17 protein-coding genes are annotated in these 21,624 nt (G+C 40.2%); 14 read left to right on the top strand and 3 right to left on the bottom strand.

Features of this window, described 5'->3' with window-relative positions:
* The first annotated feature begins 278 nt into the window (after positions 1-278).
* From rho to J1N10_RS08720, 14 genes are all read left to right on the top strand, one after another.
* Complete coding sequence (gene rho / locus J1N10_RS08655) at positions 279-2,015, top strand: transcription termination factor Rho (protein WP_262326300.1); 1,737 nt, start codon at positions 279-281, stop codon at positions 2,013-2,015.
* 431 nt (positions 2,016-2,446) lie between these two features.
* The gene (locus J1N10_RS08660) at positions 2,447-2,995 is read left to right on the top strand and encodes a DJ-1 family glyoxalase III (protein ID WP_262326301.1); all 549 of its coding nucleotides are present in this window, start codon (positions 2,447-2,449) and stop codon (positions 2,993-2,995) included.
* A gap of 190 nt (positions 2,996-3,185) precedes the next feature.
* Positions 3,186-6,407 (top strand): sensor histidine kinase, encoded by a 3,222-nt coding sequence (locus J1N10_RS08665; RefSeq protein WP_262326302.1) that lies wholly within the window; start codon positions 3,186-3,188, stop codon positions 6,405-6,407.
* 147 nt (positions 6,408-6,554) lie between these two features.
* Positions 6,555-7,040 (top strand): porin family protein, encoded by a 486-nt coding sequence (locus J1N10_RS08670; protein ID WP_262326303.1) that lies wholly within the window; start codon positions 6,555-6,557, stop codon positions 7,038-7,040.
* 94 nt (positions 7,041-7,134) lie between these two features.
* Positions 7,135-7,716 carry an RNA polymerase sigma-70 factor gene (locus J1N10_RS08675; protein ID WP_262326304.1) on the top strand — a complete coding sequence of 194 codons (582 nt, stop codon included), beginning with the start codon at positions 7,135-7,137 and terminating at the stop codon, positions 7,714-7,716.
* A 203-nt stretch (positions 7,717-7,919) separates the two neighbouring features.
* On the top strand, positions 7,920-8,864 hold the full coding sequence (locus J1N10_RS08680) for a FecR family protein (protein ID WP_262326305.1): 945 nt from the start codon (positions 7,920-7,922) through the stop codon (positions 8,862-8,864).
* Positions 8,861-10,432 carry a carboxypeptidase-like regulatory domain-containing protein gene (locus J1N10_RS08685; protein ID WP_262326306.1) on the top strand — a complete coding sequence of 524 codons (1,572 nt, stop codon included), beginning with the start codon at positions 8,861-8,863 and terminating at the stop codon, positions 10,430-10,432. Before J1N10_RS08680 ends, J1N10_RS08685 begins: the two co-directional genes overlap by 4 nt.
* The gene (locus J1N10_RS08690) at positions 10,419-11,114 is read left to right on the top strand and encodes an ATP-binding cassette domain-containing protein (protein ID WP_262326307.1); all 696 of its coding nucleotides are present in this window, start codon (positions 10,419-10,421) and stop codon (positions 11,112-11,114) included. The genes J1N10_RS08685 and J1N10_RS08690 overlap by 14 nt, the downstream gene beginning before the upstream one ends.
* A 1-nt stretch (position 11,115) precedes the next feature.
* Positions 11,116-11,841 (top strand): hypothetical protein, encoded by a 726-nt coding sequence (locus tag J1N10_RS08695; protein ID WP_262326308.1) that lies wholly within the window; start codon positions 11,116-11,118, stop codon positions 11,839-11,841.
* Between the two features lie 180 nt (positions 11,842-12,021).
* The gene (locus J1N10_RS08700) at positions 12,022-12,576 is read left to right on the top strand and encodes a TlpA disulfide reductase family protein (protein ID WP_262326309.1); all 555 of its coding nucleotides are present in this window, start codon (positions 12,022-12,024) and stop codon (positions 12,574-12,576) included.
* A 382-nt stretch (positions 12,577-12,958) separates the two neighbouring features.
* Positions 12,959-15,223: a S9 family peptidase gene (locus J1N10_RS08705; RefSeq protein WP_262326310.1), complete on the top strand. Its 2,265-nt coding sequence runs from the start codon at positions 12,959-12,961 to the stop codon at positions 15,221-15,223.
* 19 nt (positions 15,224-15,242) lie between these two features.
* The gene (locus tag J1N10_RS08710; RefSeq protein ID WP_262326311.1) at positions 15,243-16,634 is read left to right on the top strand and encodes an aminopeptidase P family protein; all 1,392 of its coding nucleotides are present in this window, start codon (positions 15,243-15,245) and stop codon (positions 16,632-16,634) included.
* A gap of 9 nt (positions 16,635-16,643) precedes the next feature.
* Entirely contained in the window at positions 16,644-17,606 is a 963-nt protein-coding gene (locus tag J1N10_RS08715) for an ornithine cyclodeaminase family protein (RefSeq protein WP_262326312.1), read from the top strand.
* Positions 17,607-17,816: 210 nt separating this feature from the next.
* Positions 17,817-18,857 carry a proline racemase family protein gene (locus J1N10_RS08720; RefSeq protein ID WP_262326313.1) on the top strand — a complete coding sequence of 347 codons (1,041 nt, stop codon included), beginning with the start codon at positions 17,817-17,819 and terminating at the stop codon, positions 18,855-18,857.
* Between the two features lie 16 nt (positions 18,858-18,873).
* Here the strand turns inward: J1N10_RS08720 and J1N10_RS08725 are convergent, their stop codons facing one another.
* The 3 genes from J1N10_RS08725 to J1N10_RS08735 all read right to left on the bottom strand — a co-directional run bounded on the left by J1N10_RS08725 (position 18,874) and on the right by J1N10_RS08735 (position 21,590).
* On the bottom strand, positions 18,874-20,055 hold the full coding sequence (locus J1N10_RS08725; protein WP_262326314.1) for an exo-alpha-sialidase: 1,182 nt from the start codon (positions 20,053-20,055) through the stop codon (positions 18,874-18,876).
* A 96-nt stretch (positions 20,056-20,151) separates the two neighbouring features.
* Entirely contained in the window at positions 20,152-20,973 is an 822-nt protein-coding gene (locus tag J1N10_RS08730) for an FKBP-type peptidyl-prolyl cis-trans isomerase (protein ID WP_262326315.1), read from the bottom strand.
* Between the two features lie 32 nt (positions 20,974-21,005).
* Positions 21,006-21,590: an FKBP-type peptidyl-prolyl cis-trans isomerase gene (locus J1N10_RS08735; RefSeq protein WP_262326316.1), complete on the bottom strand. Its 585-nt coding sequence runs from the start codon at positions 21,588-21,590 to the stop codon at positions 21,006-21,008.
* Positions 21,591-21,624 lie beyond the last annotated feature (34 nt).

Below are 21,624 nucleotides of genomic sequence, written 5' to 3' on the forward strand. Positions count from 1 at the left end.
GCTAATTAAAACAACGTCGCATCCACGCTTTTTGTTTAACCGTACTTTAAAAATGCATTTTTTTTTGCGATTGACAAAGTGATTGATACTTAAAAAAATAAGCTCAATTCATTAATTTGACGAATATGTTTTGCGAGTAGATAAACTTTGCATACATTTGCATCAATCATGTTGACGCCTGTCAGGTGGTCAATCCTAAATTGACTTTCGAGTACAAACAATTTTCAGAATACAAATTAATCCAAAAAGATATTTCTTAAAATATTGTTTCTATAGTTATGTATGATATACTAGAACTAAACAAAAAGCTATTGACCGAATTGCGTCAAATAGCTAAAGAACTTAATGTTAAGCGCGTTGAGTCCTTTAAAAAACAAGATTTGATTTACAAAATTCTTGACGAACAAGCCATTCAGGTTTCAGGTGATAAAAAAGCCAAAAAAGACAAGCCTGCCGAAAAGAAACCAAGAACCAAGCGTCCGCGCACGCAACGCAACGACGGACCTATTGCTTCATCGGTTAAATCAAAAGTAGCGGAAGCTGCTGGTGCTATTAACGACAAAGAAGAAAAGACAGAAGAGGTTAAAGAAGCCAAAGAAGCTCCTGTTGTTAAAAAAGTCACTAAAAAAGAGCCGATCAAAGAAGCTAAACCTGAGCCTAAACCAGAAGTTAAAGCAGCTCCTGTAGAGGAAAAAGCAGAAGCTAAAGAGCAGACGGAAGAAAAAACAGAAGCACCACGCGAATTTAAGCGTCGTGATGATCGCGACAATAGAGATAATCGTGATAACCGCAACCGTGACAACCGCCAGCAGGACGATAAACGTCGTTTCCAAAATCGCGATAACCGTGATAACCGTCGCCAGAATGAGCGTAACAACGACAAGCAGTACGAATTCGAAGGCATTATTTCTGCATCCGGCGTATTGGAAATTATGCCTGATGGCTATGGTTTCTTACGTTCGTCAGACTATAACTACCTGAATTCACCAGATGATATTTACGTTTCTCAATCTCAAATCAAGTTATTTGGCTTGAAAACAGGCGATAGCGTATTAGGCACCATTCGTCCGCCAAAAGAAGGCGAAAAGTATTTCCCTCTAATTAAGGTAGAGCAAATTAACGGACGTGAGCCTGCTTTTGTACGCGACCGTGTGCCATTTGACCACTTAACGCCGATTTTCCCGGATGAGAAATTTAATTTAACAACTGGTCCTAAAGCCAACTTATCATCACGTGTTGTTGATATGTTCTCGCCTATTGGTAAAGGTCAGCGTGGTTTGATTGTTGCCCAGCCTAAGACAGGTAAAACGGTTCTGTTAAAAGATGTCGCAAACGCCATTGCCGCTAATCACCCTGAGGTTTATATGATTATTTTATTAATCGATGAACGTCCGGAAGAGGTAACAGATATGGCGCGCAGCGTTAATGCCGAGGTGGTATCGTCTACATTTGATGAGCCGGCTGAACGTCACGTGAAAGTAGCTAACATTGTGTTGGAGAAAGCTAAGCGCATGGTTGAATGTGGCCACGATGTTGTTGTTCTTCTTGACTCTATCACCCGTTTGGCTCGTGCTTACAACACGGTTTCTCCTGCATCGGGTAAAGTATTATCTGGTGGTGTGGATGCCAATGCATTACACCGTCCAAAACGATTCTTTGGTGCTGCCCGTAATATTGAAAAAGGTGGTTCGTTAACAATTATCGCCACGGCATTAACCGAAACTGGTTCAAAAATGGATGAAGTCATTTTCGAGGAATTTAAAGGAACCGGTAACATGGAACTTCAGCTTGAGCGTAAGCTTTCGAACAAGCGTATCTTCCCTGCTGTTGATGTTAACTTATCAAGTACACGCCGTGAAGATCTGTTGATAGAGCCAGAAATGATGAACCGCATCTGGATTCTGCGCAACTATCTATCAGACATGACTGCTGTAGAAGCCATGGAGTTCTTGCACGACAGAATGCGAAAAACAAGCTCAAACGAAGAGTTTTTGATTTCGATGAATGATAATTAAATCAATGATTTCAAAATCATATAACGAGGGTGTCGAAAGGCACCCTTTTTTTTGTCCAGACATTCCAGGAAAATTGAGTTCTTTGGTTTAAACGGATTATCAACAAAACACCCCTATAGGCTATAATCTGACTTGTACTCCACCCCGCCTCCCTTTCCTTCTTCATATACTTTCATTACTTTTATGGTGCAGAAGGAAAACTAACTCATTTAAACCACATGAAACGACCATGCTAATTCAATCTATATACAAATGAATGGGTGATTTTATTTGGGCGTTTCCCGTTTGCCAGCAGGCAGGCATCTGACCAATCAAAATAAATTCAACACATGAAACGAGGATGTAAAATTTAATTATCCAATTTTACACACAGGTGGACGATTAAATTTTCTTCGGAGTTCCATATGGCAAATGAAAGAAAATACAAACATATGAAACAAATTGCCTTATTTTTAGCCGATGGTTTTGAAGAAGTTGAAGCCTTAACACCAGTGGATGTTTTACGAAGAGCCGAACTGCAGGTAACTACTATATCAATTTCAGAGACAAAAAACGTTTGCGGCGCTCATAACATTACTGTCATAGCCGACCAACTATTTTCTGAAACTAACTTCTCTACATTCGATGCTCTTGTTTTACCAGGAGGAATGCCAGGCACCAATAACCTGAATGCACATGAAGGGCTTAAAAAGGTCGTCCTGCAATTTGCCAAAGATGGTAAACTGCTTGGTGCCATTTGTGCGGCTCCACTTGTTTTTGGTGAATTAGGTTTACTGAAGAATAAAGAGGCGACTTGCTATCCTGGCTTTGAAGACAAACTAAAAGGGGCACGTATTTCGAAACAGCAATCCGTAAAAGACGATCAGTTTATTACAGCGAATGGTATTGGTGCCGCCATGCAGTTCTCGTTGAATTTAGTGAGCGAGTTATGTGGCATTGACAAAGCCAGTGAACTGGCCGGTAAAATGTTAGTTAGATAGTATTAAATAAAAAAAATGGGACCTAAACCGTTGCTTATAATCCCATTTACTAACCTAACCCAAATCTATGAAAAAAATCTATCAGGTAAATTCCAATTAGCGTGCCAAGAATATTGATTCACAGTTATTAAAAGTTAATTTGAATTTTAATTTGTTAATTAGGAACACGAATACCCAAACAACAATACTAATGTTAAAACGCCTCACATATATTTTCCTCATTAGCTGCTTAATCTCCTCTTATGCAGTTGGTAACAATTTAAAATTCAAATCCTTTAACACCGATGATGGCCTGTCGGGCAGCACAGTAACCTGCTTTTATAAAGCCAACAACAATTTGATGTGGATTGGAACAGATAAAAGCATTGACCTATTTACCGGACAGGAATTTATCCCACTAAAGAACTTTATTGTTGATTCGATTAGTACGCTGCAAGTATCTGTTACATCAATTGCAGAGCATCAAAAGAACACGATATGGGTTGGTACCTGGGGCGATGGTTTACTTAGTGTTAATATTGAAACCGGTGAATACAATCACTACTGGATGAATGATAACTTGAGCAACACAACCATTAGTGATAACTACATTAACTGCCTAACTGTATTTGAAGAACAATTATGGATAGGTAGCAATTATTGCCTGAGTCAGAAGATTGGAGATACCTTCACACACTACTCATTTGAAGAAGTGTTGAGTAAAGGCATCCCGGATATACGGGCAATTATTCCCAAATACAAGCATCTACTAAGTATTTTCACCAATGCCGGAGAAATTATTGAGCTAAATACGCAAACTGGCACCTACCAGAAGGTGGCTGAAATTAGGGCTCCAATTAAAAACATTACCTGCGTTGTTAAAGATAAAAACAACCAATACTGGATTGGAAGCGAATACAGTGGCCTTATGATCCTGGATGAAAACTACCAGCACATCAATTCGGCGGGTGAACTAACCAAAGAACTGTCCAATTCGCATCTGTCCGATATTATTGCGCATCCTGAATATGGCATTTTTATCAGCTCCGATGGTGGTGGACTATATATCGTTAATCCGGATGATTATAGCTTTCAACACCTCCAACACTCCTACTCCAACATGTATTCTTTAAGAAGCAATCAACTCGAAAGCCTTTTTTTAGATAAAGATGGCTTATTGTGGGTAGGCTATTTTAAAGCTGGATTTAGTCAATCGATGTATGAAAGCGATGGTATTGAACACATTTACAAAACAACTACTAATGGTGGAATTCTGCCTAATAAAAACGTGAATTGCTTTACTGAAGATAAGGCGAAAAACGTTTGGGTAGGAACTGAAAATGGCCTGGCTATATTCGACAGCCTGCTCAGTACAACCAACCATTCTTCTTTTTATAAAAAAGTACTAAATCAACTTAAAAAGCTCCCTGTTACTGCTTTATCCTCTTCAATCGATAAGAAAACCATATACGCCGGAACCTACAACAATGGCCTTTTCATCATTGATCCTGAGCAAAAGCAAATCACTAATTTTAACACCATTAATTCAAAGCTGGAAAGCAATTTCATCCGCAACATAAAACAGCTAAATGATTCAATACTTTATGTAGCCACTGTAGATGGTGGTTTTTATAAATACCACCATAATAAATTTGAAAAAATAAAAGTCTACTATGCCAATGAGTATGAAATCCAGGACTTTTTCCATATTGAATTAATCAACCAGGAAAAACTTTGGCTGTCGAGTGCCGGAAAAGGTGCTTTCCGAATCAGCACACCAAGCGGCTCGGGTGAAATGTTTAATTCAATCATCACCACCATATGCTACAGCACGAGTATCACATCCGATTCAAGTACTTACATAGCTAGCAATAAAGGATTGTTCGAATTCAATAATAATACAAATACTTTTGATCCAATACACACGTCTAACGATGCCATTGATTACTATGGTATCATCGAAACAGATCCAACGCATCTCTGGATAAGCAGCTCTTCAGGATTGTATCGATATAACAGGACAAATGAAAAGATGGAACGTATTGTTAGTCCCAATATCCAGAATAAAGAATTTCATCCGGGAGCCTACTACAAACGCAGTAACGGCCAACTTCTATTTGGCGGAACAAACGGTTTCAATGTCATTTCCCCAGAGAACTATTCGCCTGGTAGCAGTTCACCTGATGTATTTATCAGCGAATTAAAAATTTACAATACGCCAATAAAACCTGGACAACTATACGATGAAAAAGAGATACTGACTCAACAAATTAATTACACTGAAAAAATATCCTTATCGCATAATATTGACTTATTTAGCATTAAGGTTAACACAATTGATTATCGCAACAACAATACCAATATTGCCTATACAATCAGCAAAAACGGCATTGAAAGCGAAGTTTTTTATACGGTTGATGAAATAGCGTTTTTAAACATGCAACCTGGCAAATACAAGCTCAGGATATATCCAATAAACAACCTTAGCTTCGATATTAATCAGGATGCTGCCAAAGAAATTACGATTATTAAAAATGCGCCATGGTGGCATTCCATATGGATATATTTTGGACTATTGGTATTTATTGTTATCACCATCTTATCGTTGCATTTCCTGAGGATTCGTGAGTTAAGCCGAACCAAAAGAATGCTACAGAAAAAAGTAACCGAACGAACAGCTGCCATATTAAGTCAAAAGGAAAGGCTGCAACATCAGAAAAATGAATTGCAGGGAATTCTTGCTCAAAATAAAAAGTTAGAGTCGTTTAAAGAAAGCATCATTAGCATGATTGTTCACGACTTAAAAAATCCACTTAACGGCATTATTGGTCTTTCATCATTGAATGAAGTAAAATACCTTGAACACATCAACAGTGCCAGCCGCCAGATGTTGTGCTTAGTTGAAAACATACTGGATGTCAGGCGTTACGAAACACATTCCCTCAAATTGTTCTATCAGCAATGTGATATCCGTCAACTGGCTAACGAGGCGATTGATGAAGTACGTTTCCTACTCAAAGACAATCAAATAGAAATTATTAACCTCACCCAACACCTGCAATTATCCGTCGATAAAGATATTATTCGCCGTGTTTATATCAACCTGCTAACCAATGCTATTAAATACAGTAAGGTTAGTGGTAAAATAACCCTCCGAAGCAAACTTTCTGATGAAGCTAAAGAAAACACTTTACTTCTGTCAGTACAGGATGAAGGCATCGGGATACAAAAGGAACACAGAGAAAGCATCTTTGATCTTTACCTGCAGGTTAAAACCCAAAAATCGGGCATGGCTAACTCAAATGGACTAGGTTTGAACTTTTGCAAAATTGCCGTTAACGAGCATGGTGGCAAAATTTGGGTAGAATCAGAAGTTGGCAAAGGCGCTACCTTCTTTTTCGAGATACCTTTGCAACAACAGTCTTCGAAATAGTATAATATTTTTTACCATTATTCGTTTTACCTTAAGCATTATTCATTCATATGTCATTTATTATTTTGTATTGGCATATTGATGTTTATTTTTACAGCTCTAATTATACAATTTGATTGAAAATTATTTAATAACCTTAATAAAAAGATGAAGAGACAACTATTGACACTAGCCGTTTGCCTATTCAGCATGGCTGCCTTTAGCCAGGTTAAAAACCAGCACGCTATTGGTGCTCGATTGGGAGCCGGAAACACGTTTGGTTCGCAAGTAACTTATCAGTATGGTTTATCGAACTACAACCGTATTGAGGTTGATTTGGGATTTCACTCCAACACCAATGGTAATGGCTTTAACCTTTCTGGTGTATACCAATGGGTGTGGGACATAGAAAGCGGTTTTAACTGGTATGCCGGTCCGGCTGCAACGCTTGGTTCATGGAGCTATAACAATGATTACTCTGGTAGCGGTGATTCAGGCGCTTACCTTGGTATTGGCGGGCAGATTGGTGCCGAATATAACTTTGAAGAGATACCGCTTAACCTGAGTGTAGACACCATGCCTCAGATTGGCTTTGGCCCAACAAACAATAATTTCAACATGGGTTTATCCATAAGTGCCCGATATACGTTTTAAACTGTATCGCAAATGATATAGAGGCTCGGCAATTTGTCGAGCCTTTTTTGTTTTTCATCTGTTTAAACTACTTTTGAGTTCAACCTAATGCAGGATGGACAAGACCAACAACCCTCAAATACTATGGAATGCACTTAAGGCAAATGACAAAGCTGCTTTCGATAAGCTATTTAAAATGCTTTATCCTTCCTTATGCCGTTTTGCCCACACCATCACCCATTCTACTTTATTAGCAGAAGAAGCCGTACAGAATATTTTTGTGACATTGTGGGAAAAGAGGCTACAACTAAATCAGGTGGACAATATCAAATCCTATTTGTTCAAAACCACATACAACCAGTGCCTCTGGCTATTAAAGAAAAACAAAACACAAAAATTCTACGAAAATCAATATGCTCTCGAAGCTCCGTCTGAATTGAGCCTCGAAGAAAAAGAAAACTGGGAAGCATTCAGACCTCATATAGAAAAAGCTGTCAGCAATCTACCCGATAAGTGTCGCCAGATATTTTTATTACGCCGTTATGAAGGATTAACCAATGCTGAAATTGCCGACTATCTTAATATATCGGTTAAAACGGTTGAAAATCAACTATCAATTGCCATCCAGAAATTACGCACTGAGCTGCATCCTTTCATAAAAAGCCTGCTTATTTTATTTTTTATTGAGAATCTTTAGGGGTATTTGGTTTGGGCTTCCTCTTTAAAGAAAAAGCGATACCAAAATGTTAAAAATGAGAAGTATTCTGAAGCCCAACGGGCTTCAAATATCAGCATAGGACATCGTCCTATGAGTCTTGTTTATAGAAAACCTATTGCCCCTTTGGGGCATGCTATCAACCAATATTACAACCTAAAGACGAAGCAAGAAACCAAAAGCTCATGCAAAAAGAAGCTCCCATTAATAAAATATTATCTAAGCTAGACAATTCTATTGGTTCTGAAGCCGAAACCGAATTAAATGAGTGGCGCCACGCATCTAAAGAAAATGAATCGTTCTTTAAGGCCTTTTTGTTTTTCTGGGACGACAAACAAACCGGAATTACCACATTTCAGCCCAAAACTGATCAAGCTTTAATAAAAGTTCATCAACGCCTTTCCCGTCTACAATTCATAAGGCAGACGATAAAAACAGCCGCTGTTTTCATCGCATTGATTTCAGTTGGTAGTGTATTATGGCTATTAAAACCCGAAAACAAAACCATTCGAATAATAGCTACTACACAGCAAGAGACACTTCTACCTGATAGTACGAGGGTTATTTTAGCTAAAGGCAGTGAATTAATCTATCCCGAATCATTTAAAGCAGCAAAACGAACGGTTAAGCTCAATGGTAAAGCCTGGTTTGACGTGGTTCATGATCCCGAACACCCTTTTATTGTTGAAACACACAAGGCTTACACCAAAGTCTTGGGTACTCAATTTACCATAACAGCCAAAGACAATACGCCAACGGCAGTTTTTCTTGATCAAGGAAAAGTGTCTTTTAAACCTAAGCAATGGTTAGCTCAAAAACAGATATTAGAACCTGGCGAGATGATAAGTTATTCCAATGGAGCTTATCACAAAACAAAGCAACACAATCTGAATGCTTCGTCGTGGGCCACATATCAACTGAAGTTTAAAAGCACAGCTCTTGATGATGTTATCCTTGAGCTAAAGGCCTACTACAATGTTGATATTGAACTTCAAACAGCACAGATTGGGCAATTGCGCTTTAGCGGAACCATAAAAGACAAAGACCCTTACAATGCCCTTGAAATAATTGCTTTAACCCTTAAACTTAAATTAATCCAAAACGAAAATACCTTCATCCTAAGTCTATGAGAACAACATTCCTTCTTCTAACCTACTTGTTTATTTGCATTTTCAATACAGAAGCACAAAAAACCACCCATTTTTATCTGGACAGTGTTGCCCAGGCTAACCAGCTGGAGTTGTGCTTTAGCGAGGACATGGTTAACCTGCAACGAACCATCTATCCACCTAAGGATAGCCTGCCCTTAGACGATTATCTAAAACGACTGGCTTACGAAAGTCATTTAGATATTCAGCTCAAAGGCAGCAACCTGATTGTGACCAACCCCAATGAGCAGACCATCTTAGTAAGTGGCCGTTTAAGAGATTTAAACTCGAATGAACCTCTGCCCTTTGCTCATATTTTGCAACGCGACTGGGGCACTGGCTCCATCACCAATGCCGAAGGTGGTTTTGAGCTACACGTGCCATCTGTTTTAAGCGGGCTGCCTCTTGAGTTTTCGTGCATGGGCTATTCTGATACGACCATCATCATCCCGCAAGGAGACAGCCTGAACTTAAACATCGCGTTACGACCCAAACCCTACAACCTCAACGAAGTATTGGTACTGCCCAATGGCAACACAGCTGAAGACCTGGTGCGTATGGCCTGCAAACGTATCAAACGTAATTACCACCGAAAAACCGCTCAGATGGACGCTTTCTATCGCCGTACTGGCTTTCGCGACTCCACGTTTGTTCAGTTGATTGAAGCGGCTTTATTAGTCGAAGATAAGGGCATTGATATGCCATCATCAACAACCAAAATAAAGATTAGAGAAATTCGGAAAAGCCAGAATTACCTGGTGCCAATGGATGCAAAATACAAATGGGCTTTTGAGAGAACTGAGAAATATTTATTTGGTGGACACCGGAACATGTTTTACCGGGCTATTGGCAATCCCGTTCGTACGTATAAAGCAGATTGGTGGTTCAGGCCTTTGGTTGACTACAATACATTCAAATACGAGTTTGAAGGCGCCATGTGGCTCGATTCTACCAAGGTTTACAAAGTGAAGTATGAATACGACGCCTTATACCCCAACGGCAAACGCGCATCTGAGGTTGGCGATGATTTCTTTGGTGGCTATATCTACATCAATGCATCTGATTATGGCATCTTAAAAATGAACCGGGTTGAAGAATACTATGGTGACGACAAGCAAAAACAGGTATTTCGGATAGGTAATAAAACGCTTTGGGATAATGAGTATAGTTTTCAGCAGATTAACGGCAAGTATTATTTAAAGTACATTAAAGACCTTGATTGGTCCAGGGCTAAATCTTTTATCTATGAAAACCCCGATGCCGATGATAAAGACAAAAAGGTGAAATCGCGCCAATGGGCTGAGCAATTACTGGTTATCACCAATGTTGTTACTGAGCGTCAGCAACGCGAACGCATCCGGCAGAAAGAACTGCTTGACCGGCACGAAAACTCCTATGAAACAAATTATCCTTACAATCCTGAATTCTGGGAAAACTATAGCATGATTAAACAAAAGCCATTACCGGGTAAAGCCATTGAAGACCTGGAATGGGAAAAATCACTGGAAATTCAATTTGAAGAAAACAGTACAGCCAATGTTGAAGATTAAAAACTTAAACCATCAGTTTGGGAAACAGGGAGTGATAAAAGATATTACTTTTCAAACTAAAGAAGCAGGCTTGTATGTGTTTGCAGGCGCCAATGGTTGTGGCAAATCCACCTTGTTTCGATTAATAGGAGGTTTGTGTCTTCCATATAGTGGAAGCATTGAACTCAATAATGTCACTTGTGCCAATGAGTATCGCCGCCACCTAGGCCTATCGCTCGAGCCTTTTAAAACAGAACCCAACCTTAAATTGGGTCAGATTTTAAAAATGGCACAAGAAGAAAAGTACATCAGCGATGACGAAATAGACTATTGGCTTGGCTACTGGCAATTAAAAGAGGCTATTAACAAAAAGTTTAAAGCCCTGTCGGTAGGCATGGTTAAACGGCTTTCGCTAATAACGGCCTTCCTCGGCGAGCCCCCGGTTTTAGTACTCGACGAGCCTTTTAACGGCCTCGACCCACTGGGCATTGAGTTGCTTCAAAAGGTATTGGAACGAAAAATAGTGGAAGGCAAGCTCATTCTTTTATCCACCCACCTGTTAAGTGAATTATCAAACACCATGGAACAAGTGATTATTATGGAAAAAGGGCAAATTAAAAAAGTGCTTGATAAAAACGAGGTCTCCAACTCAGAAAACAAATCAGTTATAATGCAATGGCTACAACCTCAAACCCAACTTTAATATGAAACGTTTTATTCGTCACGAAAAACAAATACTGAGCAGTTGGCGAGTTGCTATTCCCCTTTTAGTTCTGGGGCTAATACTTTTCTTCTCAGCACTGCTGGCTCTTTGGTCTGGCAATAATAATCACCTCAGTGGCATTGATTTGGCTCGCCACCTATGCCAAAGAAGTATGAGCGCCTCCCTACCCGGTTTATTCTTCACCATGTGGTTGATACAAACCATTTCTCATTACAACACAAGTAGCTACTATACAAGCTTGTTGCTTTTTGGAAGCAGCCGACTTCGTATTTTTATGTATTGCCAGGTTCAGTTAGTGGTGTACACAATTGTTTTCCTGGCTCTTAACTTCCTGATGTCTGCAGTGGCAGGCCTTATTTTTGGCATCTATCCCTGGCAATTGCTAACCGAACTTAACCTCAATAGCCTGCTGGCTTTTATGCTCTTCTTATTTGCGATTGGTAATCTTGCCATATTACTGAGCTTCTATCAGCCAGGTCACCTGATTATTTTGCCATTTTTCTTTTACTGGCTGCTAGAGTCTTGGTTGGTGTCCTACGCACAACGACAGTGGGAACTAGAATACTTTAACCTGGCACCGCTGAGTAGCTTAAAAGCCATCATTGGCCAATCCATTCTAAATATACCGCAGCTAGTTGCCATAAGCATCTACTTCTTTGTCAGCATTATCTTATTGCATCGTGTTATTCTGAAAAAACAATTTTGATTGTCCATATTTACGCATAATGATAAACGCAGAGACACAAAGACGCAGAGCTTTTTATGAGTATCTTATATAATTCTCTGCATCTCCGCGTCTCTGTGTTTAGGCTTTTATCTGATAAATATTCTATCCACATTTTATACAAGATTACGAATATTCAAAAACAATTTTAATTACTTCACAATGAAAACCAAAGTCATTCCATATATTATTACTTTCTGTTTTATCGGCTTGTTAATAAGCACGAATGCCATTTCGCGCTGGCAGCAAACGGCCATATTTCGCCATTATGACAACATTGACGAACCCATCCGAAAAGTACTGGAACAAGATGATTTTCTGACAGATGAAAGCCATAACAGCATCTTTGTCATCAACCTCTGGGCTACCTGGTGTCAACCCTGTGCTAAAGAAATTCCACACCTGAATAAACTCGTGGATAAATACGAGAAAGATGGTGTTTTATTCCTAGCCATCAATGCCGAGAAAGAAAAAGAAGTGATTGAATGGCTCGACCTGCAAAAACACGATTTTATCTATTTCCACCTGCATAACCATACTGACCTTGCTAATTACCTTTTTCAACTCAATCCAGATACTCAATACAAAACCGGTCAAAAGCCACAACATTTACCTACCAACCTCATCATTAAAAATGGCGAGATTGTTTATTATAAAACCGGTTATAGTGAAAACAACATACAGTTACTGGAAGAAGCAATCAGAAATTGTATTTAAAACTGAGTTTAATTATTTAATTTGATGTTATATATCAGGTTCTAAATATTTTTCAGTACAAAATCCCCTGATATAACATGAATTTATTACATTGCGCTTTCCTAAGTCAAAATGTATAATGAATAAAGCTACAGCGAATAACTCTGTTTCTATAAAGTGCAAAAACCACAATTTGCACTGCATTATGCGTTTTTTATTTTCATCCTTAGCATTAATAAGTCTATATGGCCGCTTCGGCATAGGCTTATTCGAGTGCTGGATCTCCTGATTAAATACCATCATAACTGATAATAATTAGTGACCAACGGTCATTAACATACTTGCATGTACCTGTGTATATGCAAATCAACAATCCAAACAGTTTATAAGTAAATCAAATTCAATGAAGCAAATAATCATTCTTTTATGTGTTGTGTGCAATCTGACTTCGGCAAAAAGTCAGATTAGCATCGACACAAGCGACTATCGACGTGCCGAGCAATTCATCTCGTCGAATATTACAAAAAAGTATTACCGCTCATGGGTCAATCCTCAATGGGTCAAAGACACTTCTTTCTTCTGGTACTCGATTAATACTAAAAAGGGAACCGAATACATTAGATGCGAGGTGAAAAACGGTAATAAAAAGGCTTTATTCAATCAGGAAAAACTCGCGACACTTCTCACCAAAGAATTGAATAAAGAAGTGAAACCTTATAACTTACCCATTACATCCTTAGAAATGAACAAGGAAGGTGATACCTTAATTTTTAAGGCCAACAAACAATGGTATAAATATCTGATTGCAGATAATTCAATAAGCAAATTTGATAAGACCGAAATACAAAAATTATCATCGGTTTCTCCTGACAAAAGTAAAACGGTTGTGGTGCACGATTACAATATCTGGCTAAAAACAGGAACGGATTCTATACAAATCACCACGAATGGAACTCAGAAATATGGTTATGGGGTATCACCGTCGTGGTATTCCACCAAAAACATTGAGTTAGAAAACGATCATCCGCTCGAACTGGACATTAACTGGAGCCCTGATGGTAAATACATTATAGCAGGCAAATATGATCGCCGACAAGCCCGTAACTTATACTTGTACAAAATATTGCCCGATGAAGGCCATCGCGCTGAAGTACGGGAATACGAGCGCCCTATTGCTGGTGACAGCATTGTTCCGACAGTTGAGTACATATTGATTGATGTTGAGAAAGGCAGTTATCAACAGTTAGACATTCCGGCCAAAGCAACTTTTCTAGCATATGGCTTCAATTGGACGAAAGATGGTTCAAAGGCCTACCAGGTGAGCTTTGCACGTGGCTATCAGTCTGTGGAAATATTTGAAGTGACAGCGCAATCGGGTAAGACCAGAACTGTCTTCACTGAGAGTGCCCAAACCTATGTAGACCCTAATATTAGTGATTTGCGAATTCTGGATAAGCAGCAGCAGTTACTTTGGTTATCAGAACGCGATGGATGGCAACACATTTACCGAATCGACCAAGCCAGTGGCCGAGTTATTAACCAGGTAACAAAAGGCAACTATGTTGTCCGTGAAATAAAATACATCGACGAGAAGAACCAGCGCATCTTTTTCACAGCAGGAGGCAAAGAAAATGGCATCGACCCATATTACCCATTGCTCTATTCTGTCAGATTTAATGGCTCAGGCTTAAAGAAACTAACAGCCGAAACAGCTCACCACACCGTATTTTTCGATGAAAACGGTCAATATTTTGTTGATAATTACTCAACCGTACAGGAGACCAATGTTGCCGTTCTGCGTCATAGCAAAGATGGACGTATTATCACCAAACTGGAAACAGGCGACATCTCTGAAATACTGGCTATGGGCTGGCAAAAACCAGAACCTTTTAAAGTAAAAGGACGTGATGGCAAGACGGATATTTACGGTGTGCTATTTAAACCGGCTAATTTCGATCCCAATAAAAAATACCCGGTGATTGAAGGCACCTACAGCGGTCCGCAGACCATCAGAGCACCCAAAACGTTCTGGCGTGGATTGTCCAATGATGATACTCCCCTGGCCCAGCTTGACTTCGTATTGGTTAATATCGATGGTATGGGTTCTGCCTTCCGTTCTAAGGCTTTTCACGATGTGTCGTATCGGAACCTGGGTGATATTGGTGGACCTGATAAGATGATTGCTATTAAAACATTGGCTGAGAAATATCCATGGATGGATGCCACTCGTGTTGGCATCTTTGGTCATTCTGCCGGAGGATATGATGCTGTGAGAGCCCTTTTAGCTTATCCTGATTTTTATAAAGTTGGAGTAGCCACTGCTGGTAACCACGACCACCGCTCAGCCAAAGCCTGGTGGCCCGAACTATACATGGGTTATCCTGCTGGCAAAAACTATGATGAACAAAGCAATTACACACACGCTGGAAACCTTAAGGGACAACTGCTTTTAGTTCATGGCGATCAGGATCAGAACGTAAATCCAACAGCATCCATGCGCCTGGCTGCTGAATTGGTAAAGGCCAATAAGGACTTTGAGTTAATATTGATTCCCAATAAAGACCATGGGCAGGTGTATTACGATAAGTATATGACACGCAAACGTTGGGACTTTTTCGTGAAGCACTTACATGGTACTCAGCCGCCTAAAAATTATAAAATCCAATAACAGTAAAACCACAATTCCTATGTTCTCAAAAGAAACCTATATCAAACGCCGTCAGCAACTGGCAAAAGATGTTGACAAAGGTCTCATGTTGTTTATTGGTAACACCGAAAGCCCAATGAACTACGCAGACAACACCTACCGCTTTCGTCAGGATAGTAGCTTTTTATACTTCTTCGGACTGAGTCATCCTGATTTAGTGGGCATCGTTGATGCTGAAAGTGGTGAATCAATCATTTATGGCGATGACTACACTATTGACCACATTGTGTGGATGGGGAATCAGCTAACTATTGCAGAGCGTGCTGCCACTTGTGGCGTTAATAAAACCGGAACAACAGCTGATCTGATGGCCACATTAGAAACTGCAAAATCCAATGGTCGCCCCATTCATTTCCTACCTGTTTATCGCGGTGAAAGCAAAATCAAGCTGCTAGAATGGTTAAATATCATGCCATCAGCCATTAAAGATAAAGCCTCTTTGGAGATGGTGTTGGCCGTTATCAAACAACGCAATTACAAAACAGATGAGGAAATTGTTGAAATAGAAAAAGCCGTTAACACCACCGTTAATATGCATTTAGCCGCCATGCGTATGGCTCGACCATGTATAACGGAGGCACAGATTGCTGCTGAAGTAGAAAAAATAGCATTAGCGGAGAATGGCGCTATTTCTTTCCCCGTTATTGCCACTGTAAATGGTCAAACCCTGCACAATCACTACCATGGCAATACATTAAAAGATGGTCAGCTATTCCTTTTAGATGCCGGAGCCGAGACAACCATGGGCTATGCCGGTGATATGTCCAGCACTTTTCCGGTCGGTAAGGCTTTTACATCACGACAAAAAGACATCTACCAGGTGGCTTTAAATGCACATGAGAAAGCCATTGCAATGTTAAAACCGGGTGTGGCCTTTAAAGAAGTTTACCTCGAATCGGCACGTGAGGTGATGCGTGGCATGAAAGACTTGGGCTTCGTCAAGGGAAACATTGATGATGCAGTTGCCTGTGGCGCTCACGCCACGTTTTTCCCTTGCGGCTTAGGGCATATGATGGGCTTAGATGTACACGATATGGAAGATTTAGGCGAGCAATATGTAGGTTACGATAACGAAGCGAAAAGCACACAGTTTGGAATGAAATCTCTACGTCTTGGTCGTAAGTTAGAACCAGGTTTTGTATTAACCATTGAACCAGGCATTTACTTCATCCCTCAACTCATTGACAAATGGAAATCAGAAAAGCATTTGCTAGAGTTCTTAAATTTCAATAAACTTGAAGAATACAAAAACTTTGGTGGTTGCCGTAACGAGGAAGACTTTTTAATTACAGAAAATGGCTGTAGATTATTAGGTAAGCCTCTACCAAAAACCATTGAAGATGTTGAAAAAGAACGCTTAAAAGCATTTTAACCCAGAATTATGCGAATTCTTTCTGCACCAATCATTGAGCAAATAGCCGAACCCACTTTGTGGACAGACATCATGGAATTAGCCCTTAAGTCATCATACGATGAGGACTATTTCACCCCAGAGCGCATGCATGTCGACATCAATGATAATACTTTACTGTTGATGCCATCGTTTGGCCCGGATATGTTTGCCACCAAGCAGGTTTCTGTCTTTCCTGAGAATATAAAAAAAGGAAAAGCTGCCATCAATGGAACAGTTGTTTTAAACGATGGCGCTACAGGCGAAGCTTTGGCATTGCTCAATGGTGCTAAGCTAACGGCCATGCGCACAGCAGCCGTTGCTTGTGTTGGAATTCGGCATTTATCAGATCCTTTAGCAACTACATTAGGTGTCATTGGTGGTGGTCCTCAAGGTCGTCATATCGCTTGGATGGCGAGTCATGAGCGCGATCTGGAACGCGTGTATGTGTACGACCGTTCACCACAAACCATAAGTGAATTTATCAATTTTATGGCCACTAAATGCCCCAATGTAGATGTAGCACTTTGCGAAGATGAGCAACAGGTAGTGGTCAACAGTGAAATTGTGGTGACCGCCACCAACTCGTCAGAGCCGGTTATTCCTAACCTGGAAGACTTGATTGTGGGACGATGCTTTATCAGTGTGGGGTCTTACAAGCCTGATATGCGCGAATTACCAGAGTCGGTTTTTCGCTTGATTGACAGCGTGTGGATTGATGCCGAACATGGTAAAACCGAAAGCGGTGACCTGATTTTCCCCTTAGAAAACGGACTGGTTAAACCAACGCAATTCAAGCATATATCAACGCTTATAGAGCAACCCAACGAACTAGGATTCAGGGAAACCCGGCTTTTCAAGAGTGTCGGTCAGGGTATCTTTGATTTATTTGCGGCTAAGTTGGTGTTCGAAAAAGCATGCGAAGGTAATTTGGGAGAAGAAGTTGATTTGTAGCTATTTGCTAATCACTCCAACTGTTTGCAAGGAGCATGATGAATAAAATTGCCCCCATCGCCTAACGGCACTTCCCCCAGGGGAAGATTACTCTGCACTAAATACTCCCCAAAGGGAGAGGAAATGAGGACCAATACTATTCAGTCTTTGCTCTTTAGGCTTTACGCTCAGTTCAAATTTTAAAATCAGTCAACTACTAAACATACAGCCATGCTCAATCTCAATAACTGGAACTGGCAGCCACCAAAGGACTGGCTCCAGCTTAAAACAGTTGATTTACACACCGGCGGTGAACCATTGCGCGTATTATACAGTGGCTTACCTCAAATTAGAGGTACAGACATCCTTGAGAAACGACATTATTTCAAAGATAATTTAGATTATATCCGCACGGGCACCATGTTCGAACCGCGTGGTCATGCCGATATGTATGGCGCCATCATTACAGAACCAATTACTGAGAATGCAGATTTTGGCACATTCTTTTTGCATAACGAAGGCTACAGCACCATGTGCGGTCATGCCATTATTGCTTTAACCAAACTGGTGTTTGACACCGGTATGATTACAAAAGATGGTAATGAGCCGGAGTTAATTATTGATGCGCCTCCTGGCTTGATTCGCTCAAAAGCCTTTCGCAGGAATGGCAGCGTTGAAAAAGTATCTTTTCTGAATGTACCCTCTTTTTTATTGCTCCAGGATGAAACAATTCTGGTCGATGGCATTGGTGAGGTGACATTTGACGTGGCTTATGGCGGTGCTTTTTATGCCTTTGTGGATGCCGATAATCTGGGCATAGGCATGGAAGAAAAAGACTATAACCAATTGATTGATTGGGGACGCCGTATAAAACATGCGGTTATGGAAAAATACGACATCACACATCCATTTGAAAAGGATTTAAGCTTTTTATATGGTACTATCTTCACAGGAAAACCACAAAATCCGAAGCACCACAGTCGCAATGTCTGCATCTTTGCCGAGGGCGAAGTCGACCGTTCCTCAACGGGTTCTGGTGTGAGTGCACGTGCTGCTCTTCATCATGCTAAAGGCGAGTTAACAACCGGTGAGTGCATTACGATAGAAAGTATACTGGGCACCACCATGGATGTGATGGTTACCGGAGAAACAACTTATGGACCACATAAGGCCATTATACCTGAAGTAAGCGGAACAGCTCATATAACTGGAAAAAATGAGTTCTGGTTCGACCCAAACGATCCACTGAAAGAAGGCTTTATTTTCAGGTAAAACTGCTCGTTTAATATTATTTCAAACTGCTTAAAGGCACCCTGGTAAATTCGACTCTTTCTTTATTGGTAGCGTAGGATACATACAAGTAATTTTGCCAAACCATTGATTTGGGATAATGATAGCCTACTCGCTTATATTTACCTTCATATTCTAATTTAGGCAATGTCTTTCCTCCTTTTCTTAACACAAAGGCTTTGTTAAAACAGTGACCATCCTCACTTAGTGTCAATACCAATGGGCTTCTTCTTTTACCATCAACAGGGTTTCCAACTAGGTAACAACTTCCATCAGGTAAATTACCTGCGCTTTGTTTGGTTCTCGAATCAGGCATATTTGTTAGTATTGGCGTTGACCAATTTGCGCCTTCATCTAAGCTAATTGAGGCTAGCTTTTTATAGGAGCTTTTTTGATCACGAAATACCATGACCAGTGCACTGTCTTTCCTGACAAAAGAACTCGGTTCAATTTCTCTTGAAACATTATTATCTACTGACAAATTGTTAAAATTAGCCCGACTCCACCCTCTTACCCCGGACCGATCATCAGTGTATATGGGCGAAACAACTAAACCCGGTTGAAAATGTGCAGCACATATCATCCTCCCTGAAGCCAGAACCTTTGGGTCTTGTTCAATGACAGCCCGCATGGTATCTCCGTTAGCCATTAACACCGGCTCTAAATTCGACCAATGAATACCGTCTCCTGTTTTGGTGTAAAAAGTATACCCTCCCCGAGGCTTAACACTCACAGGCCATACATGAATATAAGCTATTAATGTATCATTGCACGTCCACCAACCGCCTGATGAACAATAGCCATCTTTTATGGATGGCACCAATATTGCCGGTTTAGACCACTGTTCACCGTCATTGCTTTTGGAATACGCCACCCAGGTATCCGGAGCATCTTCATCATCCTGTGAACTTTGCCATTGGCAAAATAACATCCCTTTAAAGCTGGTCATCACCACGCCATTACAATAATGATCATTTAAACTATCGGCTGCATATATGGTAATCGTTTGTGTTCCTGAAAGTGTGTCTAAGCCTAAGTCATCCAATTCATCCTGATCAAATAACTCTTCTTCAACCGTAAAAGGAATTAAATTTGGCTTTACCTGGCATCCTATAAGCATAAAAAGGATACCCAATAACTGCATATGCCTGAAACGTAAAAATCGTAACGCTGTCTTCATAAAGCTTTAAGAAAGTGATATTTAATTACTTTGAAAAACAAAAAAAAGAGGCATGTCCGGTTGACAGCCTCTTCTTTAGCTATAGAATACATTTAATTACTTCTTCTGAACCACCTCAATTAAATCAAGGTCGAAAATAAGTGTTGAATGAGGGCCAATTTTAGCACCTGAACCACGCTCACCATAAGCCAGGTCAGCAGGGATGTATAAACGCCACTTACTTCCTTCAGGCATTAGCTGTAAAGCTTCAGTCCATCCTTTGATAACACCAGTCACAGCAAACTGAGCCGTATCCTGACGCTCCACTGAGCTATCAAAAACAGTTCCGTCGATTAATGTACCATGGTACTGGCACTTCACACGGTCGCTTTTAGTTGCAACAACACCGTTGCCTTCTTTTAACACTTCGTATTGAAGACCCGACTCTGTTGTTTTCACCTCAGAACGTTTGGCGTTATCTTCCAGAAACTTCTGTCCTTCAGCCAGATTAGCAGCCGCTTTTTCTTCACGCTCAGCATCTTTTACTTTTTTGATGGCTTCCATCACCTTACGCAGGTACATATCGGCAGTCATCTCAGTAAAATACGACTTATTGTAAGCAAACTCGTTTAAGAAGCCTTTCATAAAAGCAGCTTCATCAATCTCATTGAACATGCCTTCCAGGTGCTCACGATTTGCTTTTTTCATTTCAGACTTAGCCAATGTTTTTGCCAATCCTACACACGATGCAGAATCAACTTCTATAGGCCAACGCTCAAATTGTTTTTTCAAATTAGCAGCCTGAAGATAACCAAGTGCATAACTCACACTATCCGTTTGGTCTGCAAAATCCATTTTTCCGGTATTCGGAACTTTAGTACACGATGCCATCACCATCACAACCAAGGTAAAGGCAGCTAGTAGATTTGTTACTTTCATCTGATAATTATTAAAATTTATGTAAGAATTGATTATTTAATAGCCAATAGCTCAACTTCAAAAATCAATGTTGTGTGAGGGCCAATGTGCTGACCTGCACCGCGCTCACCATAAGCTAAGTCAGATGGAATATATAAACGCCACTTACTTCCAACTGGCATTAACTGTAACGCTTCAACCCATCCCTGGATAACGCCATTAACCGGGAATGTTGCAGGCTCTCCACGCTGTACTGAACTATCGAAAACAGTACCATCAATTAAAGTACCGTGATAGTGACACTCAACCTGGTCAGTAGCCGATGGCTTGTCACCATTTCCTTCTGTGATGATTTCGTATTGTAATCCACTTTCAAGAGCAGTAACACCTTCTTTCTTTGCATTCTCAGTCAAGAAATCTTTTCCAGCCTGAATAGCGGCTTCAGCTTGCTTAGCCTGCAGCTCACCAAAGAATTGCTGTAATGTTTGATTAGCTTCGTCAGCTGACATTTGAGTTTCTTGTCCTTCAAAAGCAGCTTCCAGCCCTTTTGTAAATTCTGAATATTCAATCGTCTCGATACCTGAAGCTTTAAGATTCTGAGCCAGGTTCATCCCAAGGGCATAACTAATTTTGTTCATCTATGTATTTATTTTAACTGTTTAGAATAAATCA

Origin of the sequence: Carboxylicivirga litoralis (assembly GCF_025499605.1) — a bacterium.
GTDB classification, from domain to species: domain Bacteria; phylum Bacteroidota; class Bacteroidia; order Bacteroidales; family Marinilabiliaceae; genus Carboxylicivirga; species Carboxylicivirga litoralis.

Excerpts from the sequence above, each read along its gene's own strand:
- rho (WP_262326300.1), top strand. The coding sequence starts at position 279 with ATGTATGATATACTAGAACTAAACAAAAAGCTATTGACCGAATTGCGT.
- J1N10_RS08660 (WP_262326301.1), top strand. The coding sequence starts at position 2,447 with ATGAAACAAATTGCCTTATTTTTAGCCGATGGTTTTGAAGAAGTTGAA.
- J1N10_RS08665 (WP_262326302.1), top strand. The coding sequence starts at position 3,186 with ATGTTAAAACGCCTCACATATATTTTCCTCATTAGCTGCTTAATCTCC.
- J1N10_RS08670 (WP_262326303.1), top strand. The coding sequence starts at position 6,555 with ATGAAGAGACAACTATTGACACTAGCCGTTTGCCTATTCAGCATGGCT.
- J1N10_RS08675 (WP_262326304.1), top strand. The coding sequence starts at position 7,135 with ATGGACAAGACCAACAACCCTCAAATACTATGGAATGCACTTAAGGCA.
- J1N10_RS08680 (WP_262326305.1), top strand. The coding sequence starts at position 7,920 with ATGCAAAAAGAAGCTCCCATTAATAAAATATTATCTAAGCTAGACAAT.
- J1N10_RS08685 (WP_262326306.1), top strand. The coding sequence starts at position 8,861 with ATGAGAACAACATTCCTTCTTCTAACCTACTTGTTTATTTGCATTTTC.
- J1N10_RS08690 (WP_262326307.1), top strand. The coding sequence starts at position 10,419 with ATGTTGAAGATTAAAAACTTAAACCATCAGTTTGGGAAACAGGGAGTG.
- J1N10_RS08695 (WP_262326308.1), top strand. The coding sequence starts at position 11,116 with ATGAAACGTTTTATTCGTCACGAAAAACAAATACTGAGCAGTTGGCGA.
- J1N10_RS08700 (WP_262326309.1), top strand. The coding sequence starts at position 12,022 with ATGAAAACCAAAGTCATTCCATATATTATTACTTTCTGTTTTATCGGC.
- J1N10_RS08705 (WP_262326310.1), top strand. The coding sequence starts at position 12,959 with ATGAAGCAAATAATCATTCTTTTATGTGTTGTGTGCAATCTGACTTCG.
- J1N10_RS08710 (WP_262326311.1), top strand. The coding sequence starts at position 15,243 with ATGTTCTCAAAAGAAACCTATATCAAACGCCGTCAGCAACTGGCAAAA.
- J1N10_RS08715 (WP_262326312.1), top strand. The coding sequence starts at position 16,644 with ATGCGAATTCTTTCTGCACCAATCATTGAGCAAATAGCCGAACCCACT.
- J1N10_RS08720 (WP_262326313.1), top strand. The coding sequence starts at position 17,817 with ATGCTCAATCTCAATAACTGGAACTGGCAGCCACCAAAGGACTGGCTC.
- J1N10_RS08725 (WP_262326314.1), bottom strand. The coding sequence starts at position 20,055 with ATGAAGACAGCGTTACGATTTTTACGTTTCAGGCATATGCAGTTATTG.
- J1N10_RS08730 (WP_262326315.1), bottom strand. The coding sequence starts at position 20,973 with ATGAAAGTAACAAATCTACTAGCTGCCTTTACCTTGGTTGTGATGGTG.
- J1N10_RS08735 (WP_262326316.1), bottom strand. The coding sequence starts at position 21,590 with ATGAACAAAATTAGTTATGCCCTTGGGATGAACCTGGCTCAGAATCTT.